This window comes from Mycoplasmopsis verecunda, assembly GCF_033546915.1.
Lineage (GTDB): Bacteria > Bacillota_I > Bacilli_A > Mycoplasmatales > Metamycoplasmataceae > Mycoplasmopsis > Mycoplasmopsis verecunda.
The window spans coordinates 791,668-816,863 of sequence record NZ_CP137850.1; the positions used below are offsets into that span (position 1 = coordinate 791,668).

At 27.7% G+C, this 25,196-nt stretch carries 16 protein-coding genes and 1 tRNA gene; 5 read left to right on the plus strand and 12 right to left on the minus strand.

Annotated elements, in window-relative coordinates:
- Positions 1-54: 54 nt before the first annotated feature.
- The 3 genes from SAM46_RS03035 to SAM46_RS03045 all read right to left on the minus strand — a co-directional run bounded on the left by SAM46_RS03035 (position 55) and on the right by SAM46_RS03045 (position 6,741).
- A complete protein-coding gene (locus SAM46_RS03035; protein ID WP_078747062.1) occupies positions 55-4,371 on the minus strand; it encodes a hypothetical protein in 4,317 nt (1,438 codons plus the stop codon).
- Between the two features lie 352 nt (positions 4,372-4,723).
- Positions 4,724-6,343, minus strand: coding sequence for a YitT family protein (locus SAM46_RS03040; protein ID WP_235645892.1), 1,620 nt, complete (start codon positions 6,341-6,343; stop codon positions 4,724-4,726).
- Positions 6,344-6,665: 322 nt separating this feature from the next.
- A tRNA-Lys gene (locus SAM46_RS03045) sits at positions 6,666-6,741 on the minus strand.
- Between the two features lie 168 nt (positions 6,742-6,909).
- Between SAM46_RS03045 and gltX the strand changes: the two genes are divergently transcribed.
- From gltX to SAM46_RS03070, 5 genes are all read left to right on the plus strand, one after another.
- A complete protein-coding gene (gltX, locus tag SAM46_RS03050; RefSeq protein WP_078747061.1) occupies positions 6,910-8,331 on the plus strand; it encodes a glutamate--tRNA ligase in 1,422 nt (473 codons plus the stop codon).
- Positions 8,321-8,755, plus strand: coding sequence for a hypothetical protein (locus SAM46_RS03055; RefSeq protein WP_078747060.1), 435 nt, complete (start codon positions 8,321-8,323; stop codon positions 8,753-8,755). The genes gltX and SAM46_RS03055 overlap by 11 nt, the downstream gene beginning before the upstream one ends.
- An 88-nt stretch (positions 8,756-8,843) precedes the next feature.
- Positions 8,844-10,379, plus strand: a complete 1,536-nt coding sequence (locus tag SAM46_RS03060) for a hypothetical protein (protein WP_078747059.1) — start codon at positions 8,844-8,846, stop codon at positions 10,377-10,379.
- Positions 10,360-11,187, plus strand: a complete 828-nt coding sequence (locus tag SAM46_RS03065; RefSeq protein ID WP_078747058.1) for a hypothetical protein — start codon at positions 10,360-10,362, stop codon at positions 11,185-11,187. Before SAM46_RS03060 ends, SAM46_RS03065 begins: the two co-directional genes overlap by 20 nt.
- Before the next feature lie 225 nt (positions 11,188-11,412).
- Positions 11,413-13,662, plus strand: coding sequence for a bifunctional metallophosphatase/5'-nucleotidase (locus tag SAM46_RS03070; protein WP_143826114.1), 2,250 nt, complete (start codon positions 11,413-11,415; stop codon positions 13,660-13,662).
- A gap of 74 nt (positions 13,663-13,736) precedes the next feature.
- On the opposite strand, the gene SAM46_RS03075 is transcribed toward SAM46_RS03070, so the two are convergent.
- From SAM46_RS03075 to SAM46_RS03115, 9 genes are all read right to left on the minus strand, one after another.
- The gene (locus tag SAM46_RS03075) at positions 13,737-14,057 is read right to left on the minus strand and encodes a hypothetical protein (protein ID WP_143826113.1); all 321 of its coding nucleotides are present in this window, start codon (positions 14,055-14,057) and stop codon (positions 13,737-13,739) included.
- Between the two features lie 286 nt (positions 14,058-14,343).
- Entirely contained in the window at positions 14,344-15,015 is a 672-nt protein-coding gene (locus SAM46_RS03080; protein ID WP_078747056.1) for a LemA family protein, read from the minus strand.
- Positions 15,016-15,023: 8 nt separating this feature from the next.
- Positions 15,024-17,036, minus strand: a complete 2,013-nt coding sequence (locus SAM46_RS03085; RefSeq protein WP_078747055.1) for an MAG1210 family protein — start codon at positions 17,034-17,036, stop codon at positions 15,024-15,026.
- A 15-nt stretch (positions 17,037-17,051) separates the two neighbouring features.
- Positions 17,052-18,932, minus strand: coding sequence for a DUF262 domain-containing protein (locus SAM46_RS03090; RefSeq protein ID WP_078747054.1), 1,881 nt, complete (start codon positions 18,930-18,932; stop codon positions 17,052-17,054).
- A 119-nt stretch (positions 18,933-19,051) separates the two neighbouring features.
- On the minus strand, positions 19,052-20,026 hold the full coding sequence (locus SAM46_RS03095) for a bifunctional oligoribonuclease/PAP phosphatase NrnA (protein ID WP_078747053.1): 975 nt from the start codon (positions 20,024-20,026) through the stop codon (positions 19,052-19,054).
- Positions 20,026-20,994, minus strand: coding sequence for a bifunctional oligoribonuclease/PAP phosphatase NrnA (locus tag SAM46_RS03100; protein WP_078747052.1), 969 nt, complete (start codon positions 20,992-20,994; stop codon positions 20,026-20,028). Before SAM46_RS03100 ends, SAM46_RS03095 begins: the two co-directional genes overlap by 1 nt.
- A 19-nt stretch (positions 20,995-21,013) precedes the next feature.
- Complete coding sequence (locus tag SAM46_RS03105; RefSeq protein ID WP_078747051.1) at positions 21,014-22,171, minus strand: hypothetical protein; 1,158 nt, start codon at positions 22,169-22,171, stop codon at positions 21,014-21,016.
- A 41-nt stretch (positions 22,172-22,212) separates the two neighbouring features.
- The gene (locus SAM46_RS03110; RefSeq protein WP_235645891.1) at positions 22,213-23,172 is read right to left on the minus strand and encodes an ABC transporter permease; all 960 of its coding nucleotides are present in this window, start codon (positions 23,170-23,172) and stop codon (positions 22,213-22,215) included.
- A complete protein-coding gene (locus tag SAM46_RS03115; protein WP_078747050.1) occupies positions 23,172-25,196 on the minus strand; it encodes an ABC transporter permease in 2,025 nt (674 codons plus the stop codon). The genes SAM46_RS03110 and SAM46_RS03115 overlap by 1 nt, the downstream gene beginning before the upstream one ends.

Here is a 25,196-nt window from a genome sequence, read left to right on the forward strand (position 1 = left end):
TAATATACAAAAGCCTAGAATTTAAGTATTCTAGGCAAATTATTTTTATTTATTTTAGGCTTCCTTAGATTCTGTAGCTTTTTCGAATTTGATTGTTAATGTATGTACTTCATTAGTTGAAACTTCTTTATATTCAATTGTTAATGTTCTATTTTCATTATCAATTGAACCTTTTCATTTTATTGTGCTACCATCTTTTTTGATTGTAGGAGAAATATTCTTATCTATTTCAACATCGTCTCTTAATTTAAAAATTTTATTATTATTTCCAGTTCTACCTGATGAAACACCTATTCAATTACCATTTTTATATAGTTGGAAGAATCCTTTTGATAATTTTTTAGCTTTAGCTTTAGCTGTCTCTGATATTTGATCGAATTTTTCAGCTGAATTATCCATACCGCCAGCTTCAAATGGAGAATTAGCTAATTGTTCTTCTAATGATGGAATAGCTTCAGGTTTAGTATGTTCATCAGTTGTAGTTTTTTCTTCATTACCACCTGATGGGGCTGTTGGTTGTCCAGTATTTGATGTTGTAATTGGTTGAGATGGTTCTTTATTTTCTGAAGGGTCAGATGATGCTTCTACACTTGGATTATTTGTTGGTTCAGTTACTGGTTGTTTTTCTGTATTACCAGGATTGTCCATTCCACCTACAACCGGTTTAGATTCTTCTTTATCTGATGTATCACCTGTTGTTGTAGTTGTTTCGCCTGCTTTCAACTCTTTTTCATCTGGAGTAGTTGCAGGTGCTGATGTACCTTGATCAGTTTTTTCAGGTTGAGTAACAACCTCATTATCTGAATTACTGTCTGCTGGTTTTGTATCTGATGGTTTTGATACAGTTGAACCACCATTAGTTTCAGTTTCTTTAGAATCTGTTGTTGAACTTGTTACTTCTGAATCCTTCTTATTGTTTTCTTCTGGAGTACTTACTGCTGGTTGAGAAGTGGTTTCGCTTTCTGATTCTTTTCCTTCAGCTGGAGTAGCTGGTTGGTCTGCTGGTTGATCCGCAGAAGGAATTTCTTCAGTAGGTTTAGATTCTGGAGCAGGAGTAGAAACTGATGGTTTTTCTTCAGAAACTTCTACTTTTTTAGTTCCATATTTTTCTACTGCTTGAGGGATTAAAACTTTAATTAATCCTGCAATATCATAATTAATCTTAGCTAGAGCGTCTCTAATATCACCTGTTAAATCTTCTAAGAATGGATTGCTAATTGTTCCATCTGGATTAGTTACTTTAGTTGAATGTACGGAAGAGTTTTCTTCATTAGCATATTTATTTAATAATCATAAATGTTCAGCATTTAGATCTCTAACACCTTCTATATTAGCTGCATATTTATCAATTAATCTGCTTAGTAATTTTTCAGCAGGATCAACTAAATTAGCTTTCTTAAGTTCTTCTCTTGCTTCTTTAATTAAGTTTTTACTAAATTCAAATTCTTTATTAATTTTATTTAATGCAACAACATCATCAAGTTTTTCAAAGTAAGCTTTTAATCTATCAAAAATTTGTGTAATTTCATTTTGACTAGGATTACTTAATTTTGAAATTTTGTTTAATGCTTGAGATATTTTTTCTTTTGCTGTTTTTTCATTATATGCTGAATTTTTTGCATATGTATCTTTTGATTTATTAAATTCTTTAACAATGTCTTGAAGTTCAATGTTTCTTTGAGCCATGTAGTTGTCTAAAGTAACTAATTCATTGTATTTGTTAAATGCATTTAATAAAGTAGCTGGATTTAATTCAGCTTTTAATTCTGTTACTTTAGCATCAATAGCTGTAAAGTCAAATCCATTTGTATCTAATCCATTTTCTTTTGCTAATGTTTTGAATGCATTGATTTTTACTTCTAAAGGTTTTAATAACTCAGTTGATTTCTTAGCAAAATCTTTAATGATATAATCATGTCTTTTTGTAATTCTAGTATCTAAATCAGCTAATTTCTTAGCTACTTTAGTAACGTCATCAACGTTTTTAGCATTGATTTCATATTCTGGTGTACTCATTGTAGGTACAACATCTTTTAATTCATCAATTGCTTTCTTTCAAGTTTGATTATATGATTTATCAATTGGGTAAAGTTTTTCAAATTCAGCAACTTTAGCTTCATCTAAAGTCATTACTTTTCCAAATTCTTGATATAAGTTATTAACATTTTCTCATTGTTTAGTAAAATCAGCTTTAGCTTTTGAAGCTTCATTAATTTTAGCTTGAGTTATTCCATTAGGGTATTGAGACATCTTATCTAAAATGCTTTGAAGTTTTTCAATACCTTTATTTACAATATCCATAACCATATTTTGTGGTGTGTATTGTGTTCTATCTTCTAATGAACCCAATCTTAATGTGGCAACTTTGTCTACTAAACCATCTTGAGCAGCTTTAGCTTGTGCTACATAATTATTAATAATATCATTTAAGACTTTTGTTAATTCTTTAGATAATTTAGCATCTTTAATAGCTTTTAAAGCATCTTTTTGCATTTTAGCTAATTGTGCTACTACATCATCATATTTAGCTAATACTTTTTGAGCTTTAAGTTTTTGTTGTCTTTGGTAAGCTCCGGCAACATAGTTTTCAAAGTCTTTTACTTTAGCTTCGAATTCTTTCATTTCCTTAACATATTCACTCAAGTCATATAAGTTTTGTACACCTGGTGTAATGTATGGACTTTCAGGGTTAAGAGCTTTTAGCACTAAAGCTTCTACTACTTTAAATTTATCTTCAACACCTTGATATTGTTGTTCGTATACTTTTAATACATTATTTAAAATAGCCTTAGTTGATTCATTAAGAACTTTTGGTTCTGGTCTATCTTCAGGATTTTCATTTTCTTTTTCTTCAACTTTACCGAAGTTTTCAATAGCTTCTTTTGCTTTAGCTAATAATTCTTTAAATTTAAGATCATCATATGATTTCTTAATTACTTCGTATGTTTCTTTTGCATGTGCTTTTTGTTCAACAATACGTTTTGTTTCAGCCTCAATTTTATCTTGCTTGATATATTTATCAATAATAGTTGGGAATTGTTTTAACGATTCCGCTAATGTAGCTAATTTTTCTGTTGCTTCAGTAATGTATTTTAAGCTATCTTTAGAAGGTGCTAATGTTGGATTTTGTTCGCTTAAAGCTTTTGAAACTGAACCTAAAATTTCCGCAATACTGCTTTCAATACTGCTTAATCTGTTACTAAATGAAGTTGGAATTTCATCTGAGACAAATTGGTTGAGTACAGTTCCATATTTCGAATCAGCAAATTGTGTTTCAGCCACTTTAGTTTTAGCAGCTTCAAGTAATGCTTTAGTTTCAGCTAATGCTGTGTTGTATGCATTTAGTGTAACTTTAGCATCTTCTTTTTCTAAGAATGCTTGTAAGTAACCTAATTGAGATTTAACCTTATTATTAAATTCATTTAAGAATTCAGCTGAGTTAAATCCTTCTTTTGAAGCCACTGTATATTTGTCTTTTTGTAAAGCTTCTAATTGAGTATATTGTTCTTCAAATTGAGCTATTCTTTCAGCATTAGGATATTTAGCTTTAGCTTGCTCGATTTGTTCTTTTAATTCTTTTAGTGATTCAGAATTTATTTTATTGTATTTGTTTGCAACTGATTCTTTAAATTTATTTACTGTGTTTATATTTGCTTCTAGTAATAATTGTTGTAATTTAGAAACTTCATCTTTAACTTTAGAAGAGTCTAAACGAGAAATGGTTTTATTTTCTTTACCTTGTGTTATTAATGTGCTATTAGTTGAAGCATCTTGTTTAAATTGATTTAATCTATCTAATTCCTTTTGTAATTCTTTTTCAATTTGTGATTTTACAGCTAAAAATTCACTTAAATCAAGTGATAGTTTTTGATCTTCTTTAACATTGTTTGCTTCAGTAATTAATGGTTCATATCCTGTTTTTGCTTCTTTGATTAAAGCTTCTAATTGAGCTAGTAATCTATCTACTTCATTAATGTTTTGTAATGTAGGTAAGTTGTTTACTGATACAGATAATTTATCAAGCAAATCTTGTGCTTTAGATTTAATTTCAGCATATTTATCTTTAGCAAGTAACTTTCCTTCTTTATCGTAAACAGTATTTTGTTCTTTTAATGAAGCAGCAGAGTTTGTAACACTTGGATTTTTCATTCATTCTAACTCATATCCAAGTTTTGCATTATTAATTTTAGCAATAGCATCATCAATTTGTTTTAATAAAGCATCATTTTGAGCCACTAATGCTTTATTAGCATCTCTAGCAGCTTGATTTTTCTTAGCATTTGAGATAAGAACAGATGGTACAGCAACAGCAGCTGCTCCGATGGCTAAACCACCTGTTACAACTAAAATAAATTTTCCGACTTTTGACATATTAATTCCTTTGTTTATTGTTTACTATCTTGACTAAAAACTAGTATTAGCTATTTTCTAGAGTCTAAAAATGTTATTTTTAGATAGATAGATTTATTTTATAACTAAATTTTATACTTTTTTTTTTACTTTTTAAGATATTGCTAAATTATTAGCAATTATATTTAGCTCTATATTCTAGGTATAAATGAACCATTATAAATAGATATATTCTAACAAACCTTGAAAACTATAACCATTTTATTAATATTTTTATCTCTTTTACATAAGCTTTAATATTCATTTATTGAATTTTTAGTCATATATCAAACTAAAATTAAATAAAATGACTACCAAATGGTAGTCAAAATTATTAGAATTTGTCTTCAGGAAGATAAATATTTCCATCAATACTTTTAATGTCTGAAATTGAGATAAATGCATCTTCATCACAACTACGAACATCTTTAATAATACGAAGCACATGTCTAAATAATGCAATAGATGTTATTACTTGTACATCTTGACCTCTATATCCACCTTTAGCTGGGAAAATAGTCATTCCAGTAATAATCTTATTATCATTATTAATCATATTTCTAATTTTTTCAGCATTTTGTGTAAATATTTGAACACGTACAAGTTTAAATTTAGGATATAACTTATCAAGCATCATAATGTACACAACGTTAACAAGTATTGTTGCTATAAAGTTAGGAGATAAGTAAAGTTCAAATGATCATGCTTTAGTAAATAATTGTTGTGCAGTGGCAAAGTCTTTACTTAAAGATACATTATTTGCAAAATCAAGATAGCGATAAATTACCGGATCAGTATTAGGTACGGCTTCAGGTTTAGGTAAAAATGTAAATGCGTTATGTCAATCTATATTTTTAAATCCAACGAATTCAGAAATTTTAATACCCTTTGCCTCATATATTTTGTTAGCTAAATTTTTAACTTTATCAACAACATCATCAGCAGTTAAATTAGCAGTGTGTTGTATATCGTTTAAGCCTGCATCTCATGATTTTTGGGCCGCTTCCATATTTACTTTAGCATCTTGAAGAAGTAATGAACCTGGTAATCATGAACCGATCGCAACTGCAATAAAGACAATTATGATATTCATATAACCAGAAATTGCACCAAATGATTTTTGTTTTGCGTTTGCATATCATTCACCAATAACACCAGTAACCCCTGCTGTACCACCAATAATTTGGATAATAGCAAATATGTAAGCAAGCATATATCCATAAACAATTGAATATAACATTAAAGCGATGGTATTTCCAGCATCAGCTCCTGTTCATTGTAATGGAATAATGTTACTTAATGGTTTCTTATAATCAGATAAGAAACTTTGCACATTTGTATTAGAGTAATTTCCAATGATATAAATATTATTAGCACCAGGAATAAGTCCGATTCCAAATGACACTAATGATGAAACTGCTAAAAATAAAATAGTTATATTTGTAAATACTTTACCAACTCTTCTGTAACCGAAGACAAATATAGGAATACTTAAGATAATATAAGCAATTCAGAAGATAAATTGGTCGATCAAGTTTCTAACTTCTGCCGAAACTTGTTTCTGTGTTAGATTAACAACAATGATTTTTGCAGCGGATTGTCCAAAAGCTGCTAAACCAAAGTTATAAATACCAACGTTTTTAACAAAGAAAACACTGATAACACCAAAAATAAGCGCTGTTACTATAGTTATTGTTACTATTTTTCACATTGGCATTTGTGAATAAAAACGATTTAGTTTTAACCCAAAATTAGACATTCTAGTTCTTTTATACAGAGTATTACGTTTTCTAATATGAACTCTATTACTTTGATCAACTGATTGAATTAGTTGATCTTTACCGCTTTCATCATATGATTCAATTAATTTAACTATATTTAATTGCTCATCAGCTTGTGGTTCAGCATCTTTTTTTCTTGAAAATATTTGTTTGATTTTTTCAAAGTATTTCATTGTTCCCTCCTTTCAGAATAATAAAAAAATAAAAAACAGTATTAGCAAGAGCTAATAATCTATTTTTATTTTACTACTTTTTAAAAGATGTTTTATTTTTAATTTTCATCCTAAATATTTTAATGATAAGGATATATTTAATACTTCAATATTAAGTGATTTTACATCACAAGAAAGGCGAGAACAAATATTTAAAAATTGAAAAGAGCAAGATAATAATATTAAGTTAAATAATGAATAATGAGTGCAAATTTGTTGCACTTTTTTCAATAAAAAAATCGCTACATCTAGTAACGATTCATAAAAGGCCATATAAATGAAATGGTACATCGTACAGGGTTCGAACCTGCGACCCGCTGGTTAAGAGCCAGCTGCTCTACCGACTGAGCTAACGATGCAGTATTATTATAAAACTTTTTGATTTATGTATATATATTATTTTGTTTTTTTCTCTATGTGCAATTTGATAAAATTTAACTATATTTAGTTAGATAGTTTAAAAATTAATTTTTAAACTTATCGCACTTTAATTAAGTTTTATAATTTAATAACTTAAAGGAGTTATTATGACAACAAAAGTTAGAACACGTTATGCACCTAGTCCAACTGGATATTTACACATTGGTGGAGCAAGAACTGCCTTATTTTGCTACTTATTTGCAAAACATTTTAATGGTGATTTTATTTTTAGATTAGAAGATACTGATGTTAAAAGAAATGTACCAGGTGGTGAGGAATCACAATTACATAATTTAGCTTGATTAGGAATTGTACCTGATGAAAGTCCACTACATACAAATCCTAAATACGGAAAATACCGTCAAAGTGAAAAACTTGATAGATATAATGAAGTTTTAAATCAATTACTTGAAAAAGGCTTAGCTTATAAAGCTTATGATACAACAGAAGAACTAGAAGAACAAAAAGCACAATCAGATGCCAAAGGTATACCAAGTTTTAGATATAACAAGGAATGATTAAAAATATCTGATGAAGAAAAAATGAAAAGAGATGCTTTAGGGCAATACTCATATCGCTTAGTAATGCCTAAAAATATCGAATTATCATGAAATGATATTGTTAGAGGGAAAATAGCATTTAATTCGGATGAAATTGCAGATTGAGTTATTTTTAAATCTGACGGATATCCGACTTATAATTTTGCCGTAGTAGTTGATGATTACGATATGGAAATTACTCATATTCTTCGTGGTGAGGAACATATCGGAAATACACCAAAACAATTAGCTCTTTATAAGGCTCTAGGATGACAAGCGCCTGAATTTGGACACATGACTATTATTACTAATATGGATGGAAAAAAACTTTCAAAACGTGATTTAGAAACCAAACAATTTATTGAGGATTACCGTAATGAAGGTTATATTCCGGAAGCTATTTTTAACTTCCTTGCATTACTCGGATGAACTTCTGCTGATGCTAGCGAAGTTATGTCGCAAGCTGAAATTATTGAAAAATTTGATCCAGCTAGATTATCAAAAAGTCCATCTAAGTTTGATATCAATAAAATGGATTGATTCTCTAAACAATATTTAAAGAATGAACCAAATGATAAATTAATTAAATTAATGAATCTAGAGACAGCAATGTTTGATGCAGAATGATTAGAAATCTTTGTAGAAACATTTAAACAAAGTGCAATTACAACTTCAGAATTAAAATCCCATTTAGATTTATATTTAAATCCTGCTTTTGACAAACAAGAACTTTCTGAAGCTGATTCGAAAACTGTAAGCATGTTTAAGAAATATCTATATGATGATTTATCACAAGGTATTTTTACTATTCAAAGTGTACAAGAAGCTATTAATAACACACAAAAAGCTCTTGGAGTTAAGGGTAAAAACTTATTTATGCCTATTAGACTAAGTGCTACTTGTGTTGCTCATGGGCCAGAATTAGCTAAAGCTATTTGGTTATTTGGTTCTAAAGTTGTCAAAGAAAGACTAGACCAATATGAAAATTAATTTTAAATCAATAATTACACCAGTTCATTTCGAAGAAGATGTTGAAGTCTTAGATGTGGACGCAATCCAAGAAATTCAATTTGATGCCCCACTAACAAAAAGATGAAATGAAGAAGAACAAGCTCTTGAATTAGTATTTAAAGAGCCAAAATACAACGATACTAATCGTATTGATATTTATGAAAATGAAGCTTGGGTATACACGAAAGAAACAACAGTTCAAATTAAAAAAGAAGACTTCGGTATTGCTAATGTATCATTTTTAAATCCACAATCTAAACAAATTGTTGAAATTAACATGCGTACATTTTGCAAAGCAATGGTTAAAGAAGAAAATTCATATAAATTTAATTATTTTATTTGTTCAGAAACTGATGATAAACCAATTAGTTATCTAGAACTAAATCTTAAAATATCAGAGTAAAATTCAGCGGCTATTTTAGCTGCTTTTTTACTATTAATTATAAAGCTACATTTATTAGTGTATGATAAGGTAAACTTAAGGGGCACTTATGAAAGCAATAAATACAATGATAAACATTGCATCATGTTTATCAGCTGCACAACCCTCTATACCAATAGATAATGTGCCATCATTCCAAATTAGAGAGATTGACTGAAATAAAGTTAGACCAATACATGCTATAACTGATTTAGATAGAATTAAATCTACTACAATTATAGAAGACTTAAAAAATACAGGACGATGAGATTATATTGAGGCATATGATTGATGTAATCAACATTTGCTTCAATACGAAAATAAACATAAAATAATAGAAGAATTTATCTCAAAGTATAATTTATGATTTACTAACGACAAAAGAAAACATGACTTTATATATTATTCAATTTATATTTTTCTTGAAAACCCTAAATCAGAATATAGTAAAAATTCATTTTGAATTTCAGAGTTATTAGATGAAAAACTAACATATATTTATATCAATCGTTTTATAAATCTAGAATGGAATAAATGAATTAATGCTCATTTGATTTCACCTTATATACTTCAAGTATATGATTTGTGAATAACAGACTACATAACATCAAATTTAGTTAAAATGAAGGAAACATACAAAGTTGTTAAAAAATATTATAAAGATAAAAAGAATCTAATGTATATAGATGAATATGACAAAAACAATGTTTATTTAGCAAATGTTGCTAAATGACACTGTGAGCAAAATAAAATCCAAATTCAAGAAGCAAAAGAAGACTTTGTTTATGATGTTAAAAATAAAATACAAAATTATATAAAGTCATATACTGATATAAGAGATTTTTTAACTGATTTTGATAATAAATTATATTCAATAGAAGCCGGAAAAATTACTACTAATGTTATTTCTTGACTATGTTCAATCGGTTGGATAATTGCGGATGTCGCTTCATACGGAGCATTATCTGTTCAGATGTCAATGTCAATAGCAGATTCTATAAATGGTACAACAACATTAGTAGAAATTAAAAATATTAGAAATGAATTACAAGACAATATTAAAATTCTAAAAGATTTTTCGTCAGAATTACATGATATCAAGGAACTATTAAATATTCGTAATGTACACGATTTTTACTCCAAAGTTGCATCATATCCTAACATAAAGGATATTGTTAATTTATATCCTATAGATGTATTAGAAAAAATAGAATTAAGTGCTGATGTTGTCGACTTCTTTACCCATATAAAAGAAAAGATAGTAAATAAACTAGCTAGCATATCATTAAAATTAGCTAAGAAACTAGCAATCGGTAATGGTAGAGAAACACAATCAATAATTGCTGCTGAAAATAAACTTGGAAAAGGCGTTCTAGCAGGTAAGGAACTGTTTAGTATAAAGAATTTATTAGCAAAAAATATTAAAAATACATTCATGAATTCAGTGCTTGAAATTAGTAAAATTCTTAATATAACTAAAAGAATGTCTATGGTTACAAATATCGCAAATCTAGGTTCAGGAATTATTTCATTAGTTGATATACCGCTTGATATTGTATTCAATCGTTTAATGGAGAGATATAATAATGAAATCATGGAATATTAAATTTTATTGAATACCTTATTATTCATTATTTGCATCAGGATTCTTTTTAGTTTCATTATGTGTAACTTATTATGTAAATAAATATTATCATTCCTCATTAAGTAATACATTATTTTATTTATTTTTAGTACTTGTTGTATTACCATTAATAATATTTATTATAAATTGATTAGCCAATTATAAAGATATATTCAAGATAGATAATATCGAATATAAATTCAATAATAGAGAATCAATGCTAATGCATCCCTTTTATCGTCCATTGAGATATATTGTAAATTTATATCTTTTAATGGGTTCGCTTAATCCGGTGCAAAATTGCTTTGAAGTCGAAGAATATGATTTAACTCGATGAAATAATGTATCTGAACAACAACTAAATGATTATTTAGATTATAAAGATTTTAAAAATTGTAAAAAACTGACATGCTTCGCATACATGATTGCTTTTCCTTCAGGAATAGGTATGAGCATACTATTTTCACTAATGATACCGGTGTGAGTATTTAATTTTGAAAAAACTACAGGTCCTTGAGTATTTTTACCTGTAGCATTAGTTTGTTTTATATCTCTAATTTATACTTTATCTTTATACTTTTATATGTCTTCTTTAATGTATGAAATAACTCTTAATAGAATTCCTGATGTTGACCATAATACGAAATTAGCTTATTTTGAGTCAGCATATTGATGAAATCAAAGCCTTAATGTATACAATCGAACTGTTAAAAAGCAAGAGTTTATTGATTTCATTATTATTCGTAATCGAAAGATTAGATTGCAAAATCATATTATTACTGATAAATAATCACTAACAAATACTACTAGGTATTTGTTTTTTTATCTCATACATAAATACATCAAAATGGAATTTTTTCATAATTTCATGCAATTAATTAGTTTATCTTGCAAAATGTGAAAAAAATGGAATTAGTTCCACAAAAATCATGATTTTTATTCATATTAGCTGTAATAATTGTAATATTAAATAGGTATAAATACCTTTATCACACACTATTTAAATTGGAGATTTATGAAAACTAGAACAAAATGAATATTAAGTTTTATGCCTTTAGGGGCCGCTGTGATTACAATGCCTATGATTGCGGCTTCATGTTCTAACCCTGAAGCAGAAAAGAAAATAACTGAACTACAAAAACAAAAAGCTGATCTTGAAGCAAAAATTGCTACACTAGAATCTGATAAAACAAGTTCACAAGCTGAATTAGACAAAGTAAAACAAGATAAAGCTAAAGTTGATTCTAAATTAGATGCAATTGTTTTGGCAACTAGAAAAGAATATAAAGATGTTTACACAAAATATGATACAAAGCTTAAAGAATTAGCTGTTGAACTTAAAAAAGCTAAATCAGAAAAAGATGCAACGAAAAAAGAAGAAGCAATAAATGCAGTTAAAGTTAAGGTTCAAAATGAACTTAAACCTTTAATGCATAAACAAAATGCATTATTTGCTTTATTAAGAAAAACAGAAAAAGAAGCTAATTCAAAAATCAGAACAATTCGGATTTATCATTCTAACGATGAACACGGTAGAATTGAATTTGATGACGGAAAATACAACCTATACTCAGGTATGTTAAGAACTGGTACATATTTATCAGATAAAACATATGACTTGTTATTATCAGCTGGTGATATGATTCAAGGTTTACCATTATCTGATACAGATAAAGGAGCAACTATTGCTAAAATGGCAAAAAATATTGGATATCAAGCTGTTGCTGTAGGTAACCATGAATTTGACTATGGACTAAAACACGTTCTTGATTTAAACAAAGAGCTAAATAAAGATGCAGAAACTATGCCATTTTTATCAGCAAATATTTACTACAAAGAATTAACTCCTGAAGAACAAGCTCAAATTAAACCTGAAGAATTAGAATATGATGCTTCCAAAGTTGGACAACGTGCATTTAAACCTTATATTATTAAAACATTAGAAAGCGGAATGAAAGTTGCTATCTTTGGATTAACAACACCAGATACAGCTTATACTTCACACCCAAGAAACTCTAAATTGGTTAAATTTACTGAGCCACTTGAAGAAACTAAAAAACTAGTTGCTGAAATTAGAGAACAACATCCAGATATTAATTTCATTATAGCAATTACTCACTTAGGAACAGGACGTTCAAATGCTGCTTGAACATCAGAATACCTTGCTCAAAATGCTAAAAATGAACTTGATTTAATTATTGATGGACACTCACATACATTAGTAAAAATTCACAATAGTGAAGATCCTAACATTTATGTAACACAAACTGAAGCTTATACTAAATATCTTGGAGATATCGAAATTGAATTTGATACAACAACAGGTAAAATAGTTGGTCAAAGACAAACACTCAGAGATATTTACCAAATCGAAGCTGCTACATTGCTAGAAACAGTTGATCCACAATCACCAAATGAAGTATTATTAAAGAAATTAAAAGAAATTTATTCAGCTGAAAATGATAAATTAGCATTTAACTCACCCGTTTCATTTGACCACATTTCATCAGTAAATATTGATGGAACACCATATTGAAAAGGTAGAGTACAAGCTACTGGATTAGGAGCTTTATTTGCAAACGCTGGAGTATGAAACTTCTTACAAACTAAAGCTTGAAAAACCATTGCTGGTTCTGAAGCAGGTACAATTGATAATACATTTGGATTAATGAATGGTGGAGGACTTAGAGCTAATCTAGCTGCAGGTGATGTTAAATATGGTGACATTAGAGCTATTTCACCATTTGGAAATAGACCTGTAACAGTTAAAGTTAAAGGTTCTGATGCTTTAGCTGCTATTAAATATGGTATTTCTAAAGCTCGTTCAGGTGGATTCGCACAACTTTCAACTAATGTTTCATATGAAACTAATATTACTAAGAAATTAAATAGTAAGACCGAAAAAGAAGAATACATGTGAGAAGCTAAGGAAGGTTCAATTAAAATTAATGGTAAAGCAATTGATCCTAACAAATACTACTACATTTCAACAAATGACTACTTAGCCGCAGGTGGAGATGGTTACACAATGCTAAACTATACAGATAAACCACAAGAAGTAACTCAAATGCGTGAAGGACAAAGTTTAATTACTGAAGCTATCGCTTATGTAAATTATGTCCAAAAACAAGATGCTGTTTTAGATAAAAACAAGTTTGAATTAAAACTTGAAGAGTATGCAAAACCAGAAACTATTGCTCACCAAGTAGTAGTTATTCCTGCTGATGCCGGTAATAAAGAAGTACCAACTGCTGAAACTAAATAACAATTATTAAATGGAGGTTTATGCCTTCATTTTTTGATCAAAAAATCGCCAAGATTAACTTGACAATTTTAAAACTAATTTTTATGTTGTTGGATAATGTAATTACTAAGTTTAATAATATCTCAAACAGTTATTAAGAATAATTGCAACATAATTATTGTTGCTGTGAAAAATGAGAATCAAACCTTACTAAATTGTTCTCCTGCATTTATATTTACAACATAACCATAATATATGCAATAACCAATAGCAATAATAAATAGAAATAACATTAATAAGTATTTGATTATTTTATATACTATCGAAATTCATTTATATACTTTTTCATTAACTTTAAAAAATGCAAGACTTACATTGCTATAATTTTCATTTATGTTGTCAAGTTTGGAAAACAAACCAATATATGTGAATAATGAAATGAATCCTATCACACTAAAACACAAAGATATTGCATTAGCTATATTTTGATATTTGCTAAACCTTTCCTTTATAAACATTTTTCTCATTAATTAAATGAATAATTAGAGCACATATAATAGGCCTTAACTATAAGATTATTGCTATAAAATTCGCACCCAATAATATTTTTTCAAAAAAACGGAAGCAGAAAATAAAGTTATAAACAAAAACATCAGCATTCCAATGAAATGTATAACTGATGTTTTTAATGTATATTAAATCTTATTCAAAAAAGTTTTTTCTAGCTTGAGCTTTAATTTCACTTGAAGTATAAAAAGGTATTCTAGTTGTATAATGAGCTCTAGCAGCTACAATCATTTTTGTTGGCCATCTAAATATTTCACTATTTCATAATAGTATAGAATCATTATAAATTTCTCTGGCAGCTGTAATTTCTCTTTGTAGATAACTATTTTGCTTCATTGCTTCAGCTAAAGCATTATGAGCTTTTAATTCTGGATATTGTTCAACTTGCAAATTAATATCTCTAAACATACGATCAATATTTTGATTAATTTGGGTTCTTTCTGCTTCGTTATGTGCTTTTGCTCCAGCACGTAATTTAGCTACTTCAGTCATAACTTCTTTGTCTAAACAAATTGCTTTATTAACAATACTTACTGCATTTTGTAAAATTATAACTCTTTGTTCAATGTAATTATCTACTTGTGAAGCATTGTGTTGTATTTGTTGTTGTATTCTTCTAAATTCATTTCCAGCACTAATTTTCATAAATAAGAAAATTAAACCAGGAATTATTAATGGGAATCATAAGAATATTTCAAATATTAGTGAACCAAATCCAACTTTTACAGGTAATTGTTTATTAATTACATTTATATCATTGCCTTTTTCATTAACTACAACATTTAATTCATCTAGTTCATTTGCCATATATTTCCTTATTTACTATTTGTGTTTTGTAAAAATTCATCGATTGGAGATATATTATCTACAGTTAAGGTTAAATTTGATATTTTTTTAACTTCTTGGTATTCAATTCAATTAACAGGTACATCATATCTATTATTATCTCCAGCTTTTACCGAAATATATTCTGTATGTTCTATTTGTTTATAACCATAAGTTGTTACTGTAAAATGTACTTTATCTCCGTTTTGTGATTTTTTAGTAACATCAAAAATTAACCCATAATCACTAGCCTCTGGGTGTTTTAAGCCATCCCGTAAACTAATATTTCGATTAAGTAATGATTCAATTTCCTCAGCTGCAAGGTTATTTTGTCAATCATTATTAAATTTATAATTGATTTCTTGTTCCATATACATTGGTATAGCTATAAATGGAGCTAATGTTTTGAATAATTCATCAAACCCTGAAACATAAGTATGAATAAATGAATTTTTTAAATTAGTATATGTAACACCCGTGTTTCAATATGGAGATAATTTTTGATGCAAGTTTCTCTCATATGTTAATAACGCAAATAAATTTTGTTCTTTTAATATATGTAACTTACCTAATTTTGCTAAATCGAAATTATGATCATTAGAAATTTCTCTTGATGTTAATAATTTTTCATATTGCTTTTGAGCTAGAGGAGTAAATAGCATTCTAAATTCTTTTTCATTATTTCTTTTTTTGCAGTTAAATAATGATTCGAATGTTAAATTACCCATTATTGGTTGATAATTTATATTATCATTTGCTAATTTTCTAATCATTTTACTTTGTTTTGCAATCAATTTATCTAGTTGTTTTTTATTTAAATTACCAACATAATCTGGAGAACATTTAAATTCTAACTGAGGCATTAAATCATTGTAGTAAATAAGTTCGCTAGTATCATAATAGTAGGGTTTAGGTGCTCTATATGATGCTGTTAATGTTTCAGTATGCATATATTTTTCCTTAACTTGTCTTCCATTTACATATTTGAATCTTACTTTTTCATATTCAACTGTTGTTGAACCAACATATGTTTCATTCACATATCTTCTATGATTTCGTATGATAGAAACAAATGGAGCATTATTTAGGAATCCTGATTGAACACGTTTAATAGACATTCTTTCATTTTCATTATTTAAAAGATAATCTTTCTGATCCCTAATATCAGCAATTTCCATGAGTTCTTGACTGGTTTTGAAGTTTAGTTTTATAAATGGAAAAATTTTATCAACTAAAATTTCTTTAATACCTTCAAGACAACAAATTTTATAAAGTGGATCTAAATTTTCTTTAACTTCATCCCCTATGCTTTTTAGCTCACTATTAGCCATTTCTAAGTGTTGATTAATATTTTTATTAATTATTAAAAAGTAAATGAAAAGAGCTATATCAACAAAAATCATTAAAGATCAAAATGTTAATCAAACTATTGAGGCTATATAAAGTCCGTAATATTGGTTAGAATTTGGGACTATACTTAAAAATATAAAAGTTAATGTTGTACCCAGTGCTAATACAAGGTTAGAAATTTCATTAGCAAGAATACCCTTTACATTACTCATACTATATTTCTGATACGAAGCTTTTAATGCTCTTATTATTGGAACAACTATTATTCCTACAAATAAAACTAATGCAAGTATAACATTAAGAGCTAGGAATAAATACAAAACAGTACCCGTACTAGTATTACTACTATCAAGAGCTACTTGAGCTCTATATGTAGTAGTAAAATATACATAATATATTGATATAAGTGTAAATATAATGCTGAAGACTATTTGTATAACAAATGATTGTCTCGCGTTTCTGCTGATTCTTAATTTAAATTCAATACTTTTTTTCTTTTTATCTGCTGTATTGAACTTTGTTTCCAGTTCTTCAGCTTGTGTTAAATCTATTTTTGACTTTTCAGTCAACATATTGAAGAAGTTAGCAACTTCTTCTTTCATTTTTGGTTTATAAACCGATTGGTAATTATCTAAAATGTTTTCTGTTTCCATATAAAATCCTTTGTTTTAAGGTTCCTGTTTATAATCATCAATAATTAATTTAATTATTTGTTCACCACGTTTATTAATTAAATCTTCATTTCATTGATATTGATGATTTCCATTATCAGAGATTAAATTTGATTCATTATTTTGTTGCTTAATAAAATTAATAAGATTTTTAGTAATTAAGAAATCTTTATACATTGTATCTATAGTATTTAATTTCTCATTAATACTCTTATTTGAAATCTTTGAGTTATTCTTTTTGGTTATTAGTGTTAAATTACCTATTTTATGCATAAGCTCTTTATGCTTTTCTGCACTAAATATTTCAAATCAATCACCTTCCATTTTTTGTGGCAAAATGTGTTCAATTGTTATTTTATCTTGTGTTTCGGTTAGTGATTGTTCATCACATAAAATCTTTTCACATCTATGTAATATATAATTATTAAATCTTTGTGTGTATATATCTTCTTTTAACTTATCTTCTAACATTTTTGCATTAAAATCTCGAGTTCAAATATCGCTATCTAATACTTCTTGTACAGTATTAGATTTTTCTATTAGATTTAATATATCAGCAAGTTTAGTAAAGATTCTAGAACGAGTCATACTTGTAATTCAATAATATGTATAATAATTTTCAAACTTAAGGATGAATTTTGTCTTTAAGCTAACATCTTTACTTAATTGATCACTAAATTTATCATTAAACATCAGAACAGGAGATATTCATTGAGTATCTGGTATATATCTAGACATTATTTTAAGTGTGTTAATATATTTAATATCATTTTGATTTGAAATTGAAGTTATATCAATATCATTTTTATAAACATCAAATAATGTGGATAACTTATTTATAAATTCGACACCTGGCTTAATTAAAGGTTTTTTGTCACTTGTATTTTTTAATTTAAAAATATCTTCCTCAAATCATGCAAATAATGATTTTGAACCTGATTTTTTAATATAAATAGCTCTGATTAATTCAAGAAATATATCAAAGTCTACTTTTTGTTTCTTGTCATTGATTCTAAATGAGTTCTCAATATTTTCTCATTCTTTAGCATAATCTTCTAAATAAGGGTTTTGTTCTTTTAATGCGATATGTTGTAAATTAACAGTCTTTAATATATCTGAATTTGATAACTTAACACCACGATTATTAATAATATTAAATAAGTTATAAGCATCACTTATTGTATCTGTTTCAATTTTTGCAAACACAATTTTTGATTTATAAAAATTGTTAATAAATTCACCTAATAGTGTTGGTTGATTAAAAATGCTGTCCTTACCATTATTAGAGATATGAGAACTAATATAGTCCCTTATACAATTAATAGCATGTAATATCGATTTCTTCGTTTCATCATTCTTAATAGTTCTTTTAAATTCTTTACTATCTAATAATTCGTCTATTTTACCGTTATATGATGCTTTAATCAAATCTGATAACATTATCCCAATTCCACTTCTAGTTTCGAATGATATTTTTGGAATGTATCTTCTATTAAGACCAAAAAATGGGAATACTAGATGAGGAAATGTACCAGATATTTTTTCTAATAAATCTTTATTTTCTCTATATTTCTTTCAAATTAGATCTAGCATACATAATCAAATTAAGTACAATGTTATTAATCTTTGCTGTCCGTCTAAGATATAATATTTATCACTAAAATCTCCAACTTTACACAAAATAATTGAGCCAAGAAAATATTGATTATCAGAATTTTCATTTTTGATTTCATTATCAAAGAAATCAATTAAATCATCCAATAATGTAGTAATTTGTTCTTCTTTTCATACATATGGTCGTTGATATGAAGGAATTACATAGCGTATATTTCTAAATATTTCTTCTAAATCACTTCTCTTAATTTTAAAATCGTTCATTTGTTATAATTCACCTTTCTATTATTATTTTTACAAAAAAAAAAAAAACAGAAGCAAATGGAACAATTTTCCATTTACTTCCACAAATTTAGGTAATTATTTTGTAAAAATTTAAAATTTTATTTGTTTTCAGATTGATATCTTTTAACTTCAGCAATACAATCATCAATGACAGATTCGACTAAATCAAGTGAATCTATAATAGCTCCCGAAGCTCTTTCGTGACCTCCGCCACCTCATTTAATTGCAACATTACGTACAATTGGTCCATTTGATCTAAATTCTACACGAACTCTGTGATCTTCTTCTTCGGTAAATTGTACCCACATTGGATATCCATCAATGTTAGCAATTGCATTTACACGAACTGATTGTTGTGGTGTTTTGCCTAATGCTTTAGTTGATTCTAAATCATTTTGAATGTAAGCTACTCCATCACGGGTTTTTAATGTTGACATTAATCAAGCATTGTATTTTAAATCATCTAAAGTTACTTTAGCTAAGTTTTGTAATATATAATCAGCTCTTAGTCCTGATTCATATAATTTTGAAGCTAGTTTCAATGTTCTAGCTGATGTTTTATCAAATAAGAATCTTCCTGAATCGGTATTAATTCCTAAATATAAGAAATCTGCCGCTTTAGGTGTGATTTTTCATTCATTTGCAACAGCTAAATCAGTAATCATTTCATCAGCTGCTATATATGAAGAATTAATTCAACGAATGCAATTTTCCCCTAAATCATCTTCATTTGGATGGTGATCAATTCTGATTACTTGAGCAAATAAGTTTTTGTCTAATACTTCGCGACACTCAATTCTTTCTTTAAAGTTAGCATCAACTACTACTCCAAGTGATTTAGCTAGAATTTCATCGCTTGGAATTTCATCCATTTTGATATCTAAAAATGGAAATGAGCCTTTAGCATCCCCAATTGCATAAACTTTTTTATTTGGGAAATTAGTTTCAAGTAATTCTTTTAAACCAAATTGTGACCCTAAACAATCTCCATCAGGTCTAATGTGGTGAAAAATAACAATTGAATCATATTTATATAATTGGGCTGTGACTAATTCTTTATTCCCTATAAGCATTATTTAGCCTCTCATTCAACGATAGCATCATTTAAAGCTTTTAATACAGTTGGAACTTCTTCTCAAGATTGAATGGTAATTCCAGCGGCATTATCATGCCCCCCACCACCAAATTGGTTAGCTACTTTATTAACAAGTGGACCATTTGATCTTAAACGACCACGTACTGTTCCATCTTCTAGTTGAATGAATAAAGCTCAACATGAGTTATCTTCAATATTGGCTAATTCATTTACATATTGAGCAGCTTCAAATGAATCCATTTGGTAATCTGCTAATGTTTTAGCATCAATTTCGTAGTATAAGACTCTTCCATCTTTTTTAAAGTCTGAAAGGATTTTTCCAACAAATTTAATTGATTTGAAAGTACGTTTTGATAATTCTCTTAAAATTTCAGATGGGTGGAAATGTCCTTGTTCCATTAAAAAGGCAACTAATTTATGAGTTCTCGCTGATGTATCTGGATATAAAAATCTTCCTGAATCAGTATTAATTCCTAAATAAATATGCGAAGCAGCCTTGGCACTTACTGTCCAGTTAGCATCATAAGCAATTTGAGCTATCATTTCAGCTGCCGCTACATAGTGTTCATCGATTCAGTTGTAATCATAATCAATGTCAGCTCCATTTGGGTGGTGATCAATTCTTAATTTTGCTGTTGTTCTGTTTTCATATAATAAATCTGAACATTCAATTCTATCTCCACTAGAAGCATCTACTACGATAGCTAGCGAATTGGTAAAATCAATATCTTCATATTTATCAAAATGATATCCCATGAAGTCAAATAAATGTAAGTTATTTCCAGGGGTAAAGACTTTTTTATCTGGATAATTTGTTCTAATTAATTCAGCTAATCCAGCCTGCGAACCTAAACAGTCTCCATCTGGTCTAATGTGGTGAAAAATAACAATGTTGTCGTATTTTTCAATTGCTTCAATAGCAACTTTTGAATTTCCTATAATCATATATCTCTCTTTCTAATTATTAATTATTGTTTTTGGATGTGATTGATAATATATACTCTTTAATTTTATCATTTATTTCGTCTGATAATTTAATATTGCTATCTTTTAGGACAATATTTGCTAGTGAAATATCATTTAATTCGGATATTAAACCATCTATATTACTTAAATTATTTTGATCTAATTCATTAATAATTATTTGATATTTATTATCCAATTTCTTCATATCAGTTAGGATTTCATTAATTAAAGATGTATCTAAAACTGAAGAAAATTTTTCAGTTTGATAAAAGGTAGCTAATATTTTTAAATAGATATCTTTAAATGCATATGTTAGATTATTTAAAGCAATTAAATCTAATTGAATATAATATTGCATATGCTTTTTAATAATTAAATCATTTCTAATGACATTATACTCAGAAACAACATTGCTATTTTGTTTACTTGTATCTAATGAACTAAATATAGCAATAATATTATTTAACTTAGTTAAAAATTCAGCAACTGAATCAATTTGTTCTCAAAGAGCTTTGTTATTTAATAATCTAGCAGTTTGTGATATTAAACTAATTTGTTCATTAATAAATAAAGAATTATTTTCTTGAGCAAATTGATTTATTTTATTAAATATTTCAACATAAGTTTGCTTTCTATTATTGATTAACCCTCTAATACCAGCAAAACTATTAATTCCTCATAAATTATTAATTGTTTTATACACTGAATCAATTGCATTTAAAGGAGCTATTGTTCCGTCTATATCTGCAGTATAAATTAATCTATATTGAGATAATACATCTAATGTAGTTGAATTATAAAAATCAGGATATGTTTCAATTTGCTGTGCTAGATAAGTAGCTAATTGTTGTTTTGATTCAAGTTGAGCAACTAAATTAAAATAAGTATTCCCTGAATAATGTCCGCCTGCTTCATCTGATAATAAATTACCAGTATTATAAAATTTAGAAGCATTTTGCATAGCAACTACTAAATATTTATATTTTTCTCCATTAGGAACTTTTAACTTATCTTCATACATTTTAAGTTCTTTATTTCAACTAGCTAAAGCATCTAAATATTGATCTCTTGGAGTGCAAGCAAGTGACATCATAGGCAATGAAATCACACTTAAAGCACCAGCTGAAAATAAAATTGTTTTTAGTTTTTTAAGCATAATAGAATTATATTAGAAAATAAGAAAAATCGCCGAAGCGATTATCTTTTTGATTTGTCATAAGGCACACCAGCTGCAGCAGGTCCTGCTGAATTTTTGGCTGTAAGCATCATGATAATAAGAGTAACAATATATGGTAAAGATCTTAAGTATCCTAATAATGCTTGGTCAGATGTTAAGCCTGTTCCATTGAATGATATTGATAATAAAATTGAGAAGAATAATGAAATAATAACAGATAGTGTAACTCTTCATCTTGCTGTAATCATAATAGCAAGAGCTAAGAATCCGAATCCATTAGTATCATATGTATTTGAGAATACTGCCGGTTGTGCTTGAGCAAAGAAAGCACCCGCAATACCAGCTATCATACCTGCTGTAATAACAGCTTGTCATTTAACTTTATTAACATTAATACCAGCAACGTCAGCTGCTTGTGGGTTTTCACCAATCGATCTAAATCTTAATCCTCAACGTGTTTTTCTGATTACAAATCAAGAACTTATTATTATTGTAACAGTCATCACAGTTCTAAATGAAAGAATATTTTGATATTTTAATAAAGAACCTGATAATGCTAATTCTGTACGATTGTAAAATTGGAATGTTGAAGAGTTTTGTAATGTAACTAAAACGAATACCAATAGTGTTGCTATTCCTGTTGAAAGAATGTTAATAGCAAAACCTGAAATTGTTTGATCTGATTTCAATTTAATTGTTGCATATCCAAATAGTAATGAGAATACGCCAGAACATAAGACAGCAATAATTGTTAAAGGTATTTGGAATCAAATTGATCCACCATGACCACCTAGAATGATAACTGTAAGAATGTAACTAAATAACATATACATAGTTGCACCAAATACCATAAATCCTGCGATAGCAATGTTAACTATACCTGCTCTTTCAGAAAAGATACCTGAAATAGATCCTAAAACTAGAATAGAGAAATAGAAGATAGCAAATGTAATAATTGGTTCTAATTGTGAAACTATCATTATATATTTTCTCCTTTCTCATCTAGTATTGGAGTATATCTAACAACTAAATCTTTATAAGGTTTTTTGAAGTATTTAATTTCAAAGTTTTCGAATATTTCATTTTTAACTGATTTATAAATAAGTTTTGTATTTCTTCTTTGAGCTTTATGTTTATTAACTAAGTCTTGGTATGTTCCTAAACCTAAATCAATTCTTTTTCTCTGAAGTTCAAATTTTAATTTAGAAATTTCATCATACATATTCATTAATTGTTTAGTATCTGCTTTTGCATTTTCTAAAATTAATTTAGATACAGTCGTATCGTATTTCTTTTGATAATATGAGAATTCTTTTAAACGAGGTTTTTGAGATCTCTTTATCAATCTCAATTCTTGTCTGTATGATAGTACATTGTACTTATTGTATAAATCAATGTATTGTTTATTAAATTCATCTGATAAGTTATTTGTTTCTTGTAAATGCTTAATGTATAAAGCATAATAAGTATCATCATTTTTCTTATCTTTTATATTAGCTGAATCATTAGCTAATTGAGCTTTTAGATTTTTCAAGTTTTCTTTATATTTATTTTTTAGATTAGCTATTTCAACAGCATTTTGTTTCTTAGCTAATTTATAATCAATAAATCATTGCTTTTTAAATTTACTTAAAGCAAGTTTATATTGATTTGAAAGCAATGATTTTTCATCATTAGAGTGATTTTCAAGTCATTCACTTCTAAATCTATTTTCTTCTTTATCTCATGTTTTATGAGTTCTATTTTTAAATGTTAATTTATGGTGATTTTTAAAATTAATTCAATATTCTTTATGACAGAATAATACAGCATATTTTCTTGTTGCATCAATAATTCTAAATTTGTAGAAAATAATTGAAAGTGCAGTCATGAAGATAATAACACCAGTTACAATTGGGAAATATTTACTGTCTAATTGAGGAGTTCCATCTCTTCCGACCGAGAATAAATCTTGTGATGAGTATAAAATACCATATAAAGCTGCTGATGGTATAACACCAATAGGACTATTTAAAGCAATAAGAGCAACAGCAATAGATTCGAATCCGATTGCAACAGGTACAGTTTGCAAGCTCGGAGCCTTAAGTCAGAAAACAATGTAGAAGAATCCAGCTATTCCAGCTAGTGCTCCTGAAAGGAACATAATTAAAATAGTAGTAACTTTTTCATTAATACCAACATATTTTGAATTTGTTTTATTAAGACCTATCATTTTAATTTTATATCCTAGTGTAGTTCTAGAATAAACAAATCACATTCCGATTGCAACTATAAAAAATAGTGCAATTCCGAAATATATAAATTTTCATTTAAAAGCTTCAGGTATTATTATTTCAATTAATTGACCATTAATAATTGAACCATTTTCTTGAAGTACTTTTAAGTGTTCTTGAGAGAATGTACCTCTAGTAGTATCAAATAATGTTGCGTAAATAAATACAATAATTCAGTTTAGGAAGATTGTTGAAATAACTTCATGAACATTAAAGAATGCTTTTAAAATACCGGATAAAGCAGCAACTAATGCACCACCTAGAATAAATACGAAAAACATTCCTATAAAATATGATTCTGAAATAGATTTTAAATCTTGTCCAGAAATAACTAAGATTGCAAAGAATAATATTGCAGGCATAGTCATTTGTCCGGAAATACCAATATTGAAAAGTCCGGATTTAAAGCCAATAGCTACTGCTAAACCAGCAAATCCAAAAAATATAAATAATATTGCTGTACTGTCTTGTTTATTTGAATCAAAACTGAACTTAAAAACATTTTTTATAAAATCAAAGGCTCCTACACCGTGTCCTTGTGCAGCTCCTAAAATCATATAAATAATAGAAGCAAATATAAGCCCGAAAACAACTGCTCATATTGAAGAATATAATTTTCTTCTTGTTGTTCTTTTGTCATCAGCCATTAAATATTTTTTGACAGAGTCAAATGATTGAACTGTTTTTTTAACAAATGCAGATTCTTTTTTTGTTTTTGAGTCTTCAGACAT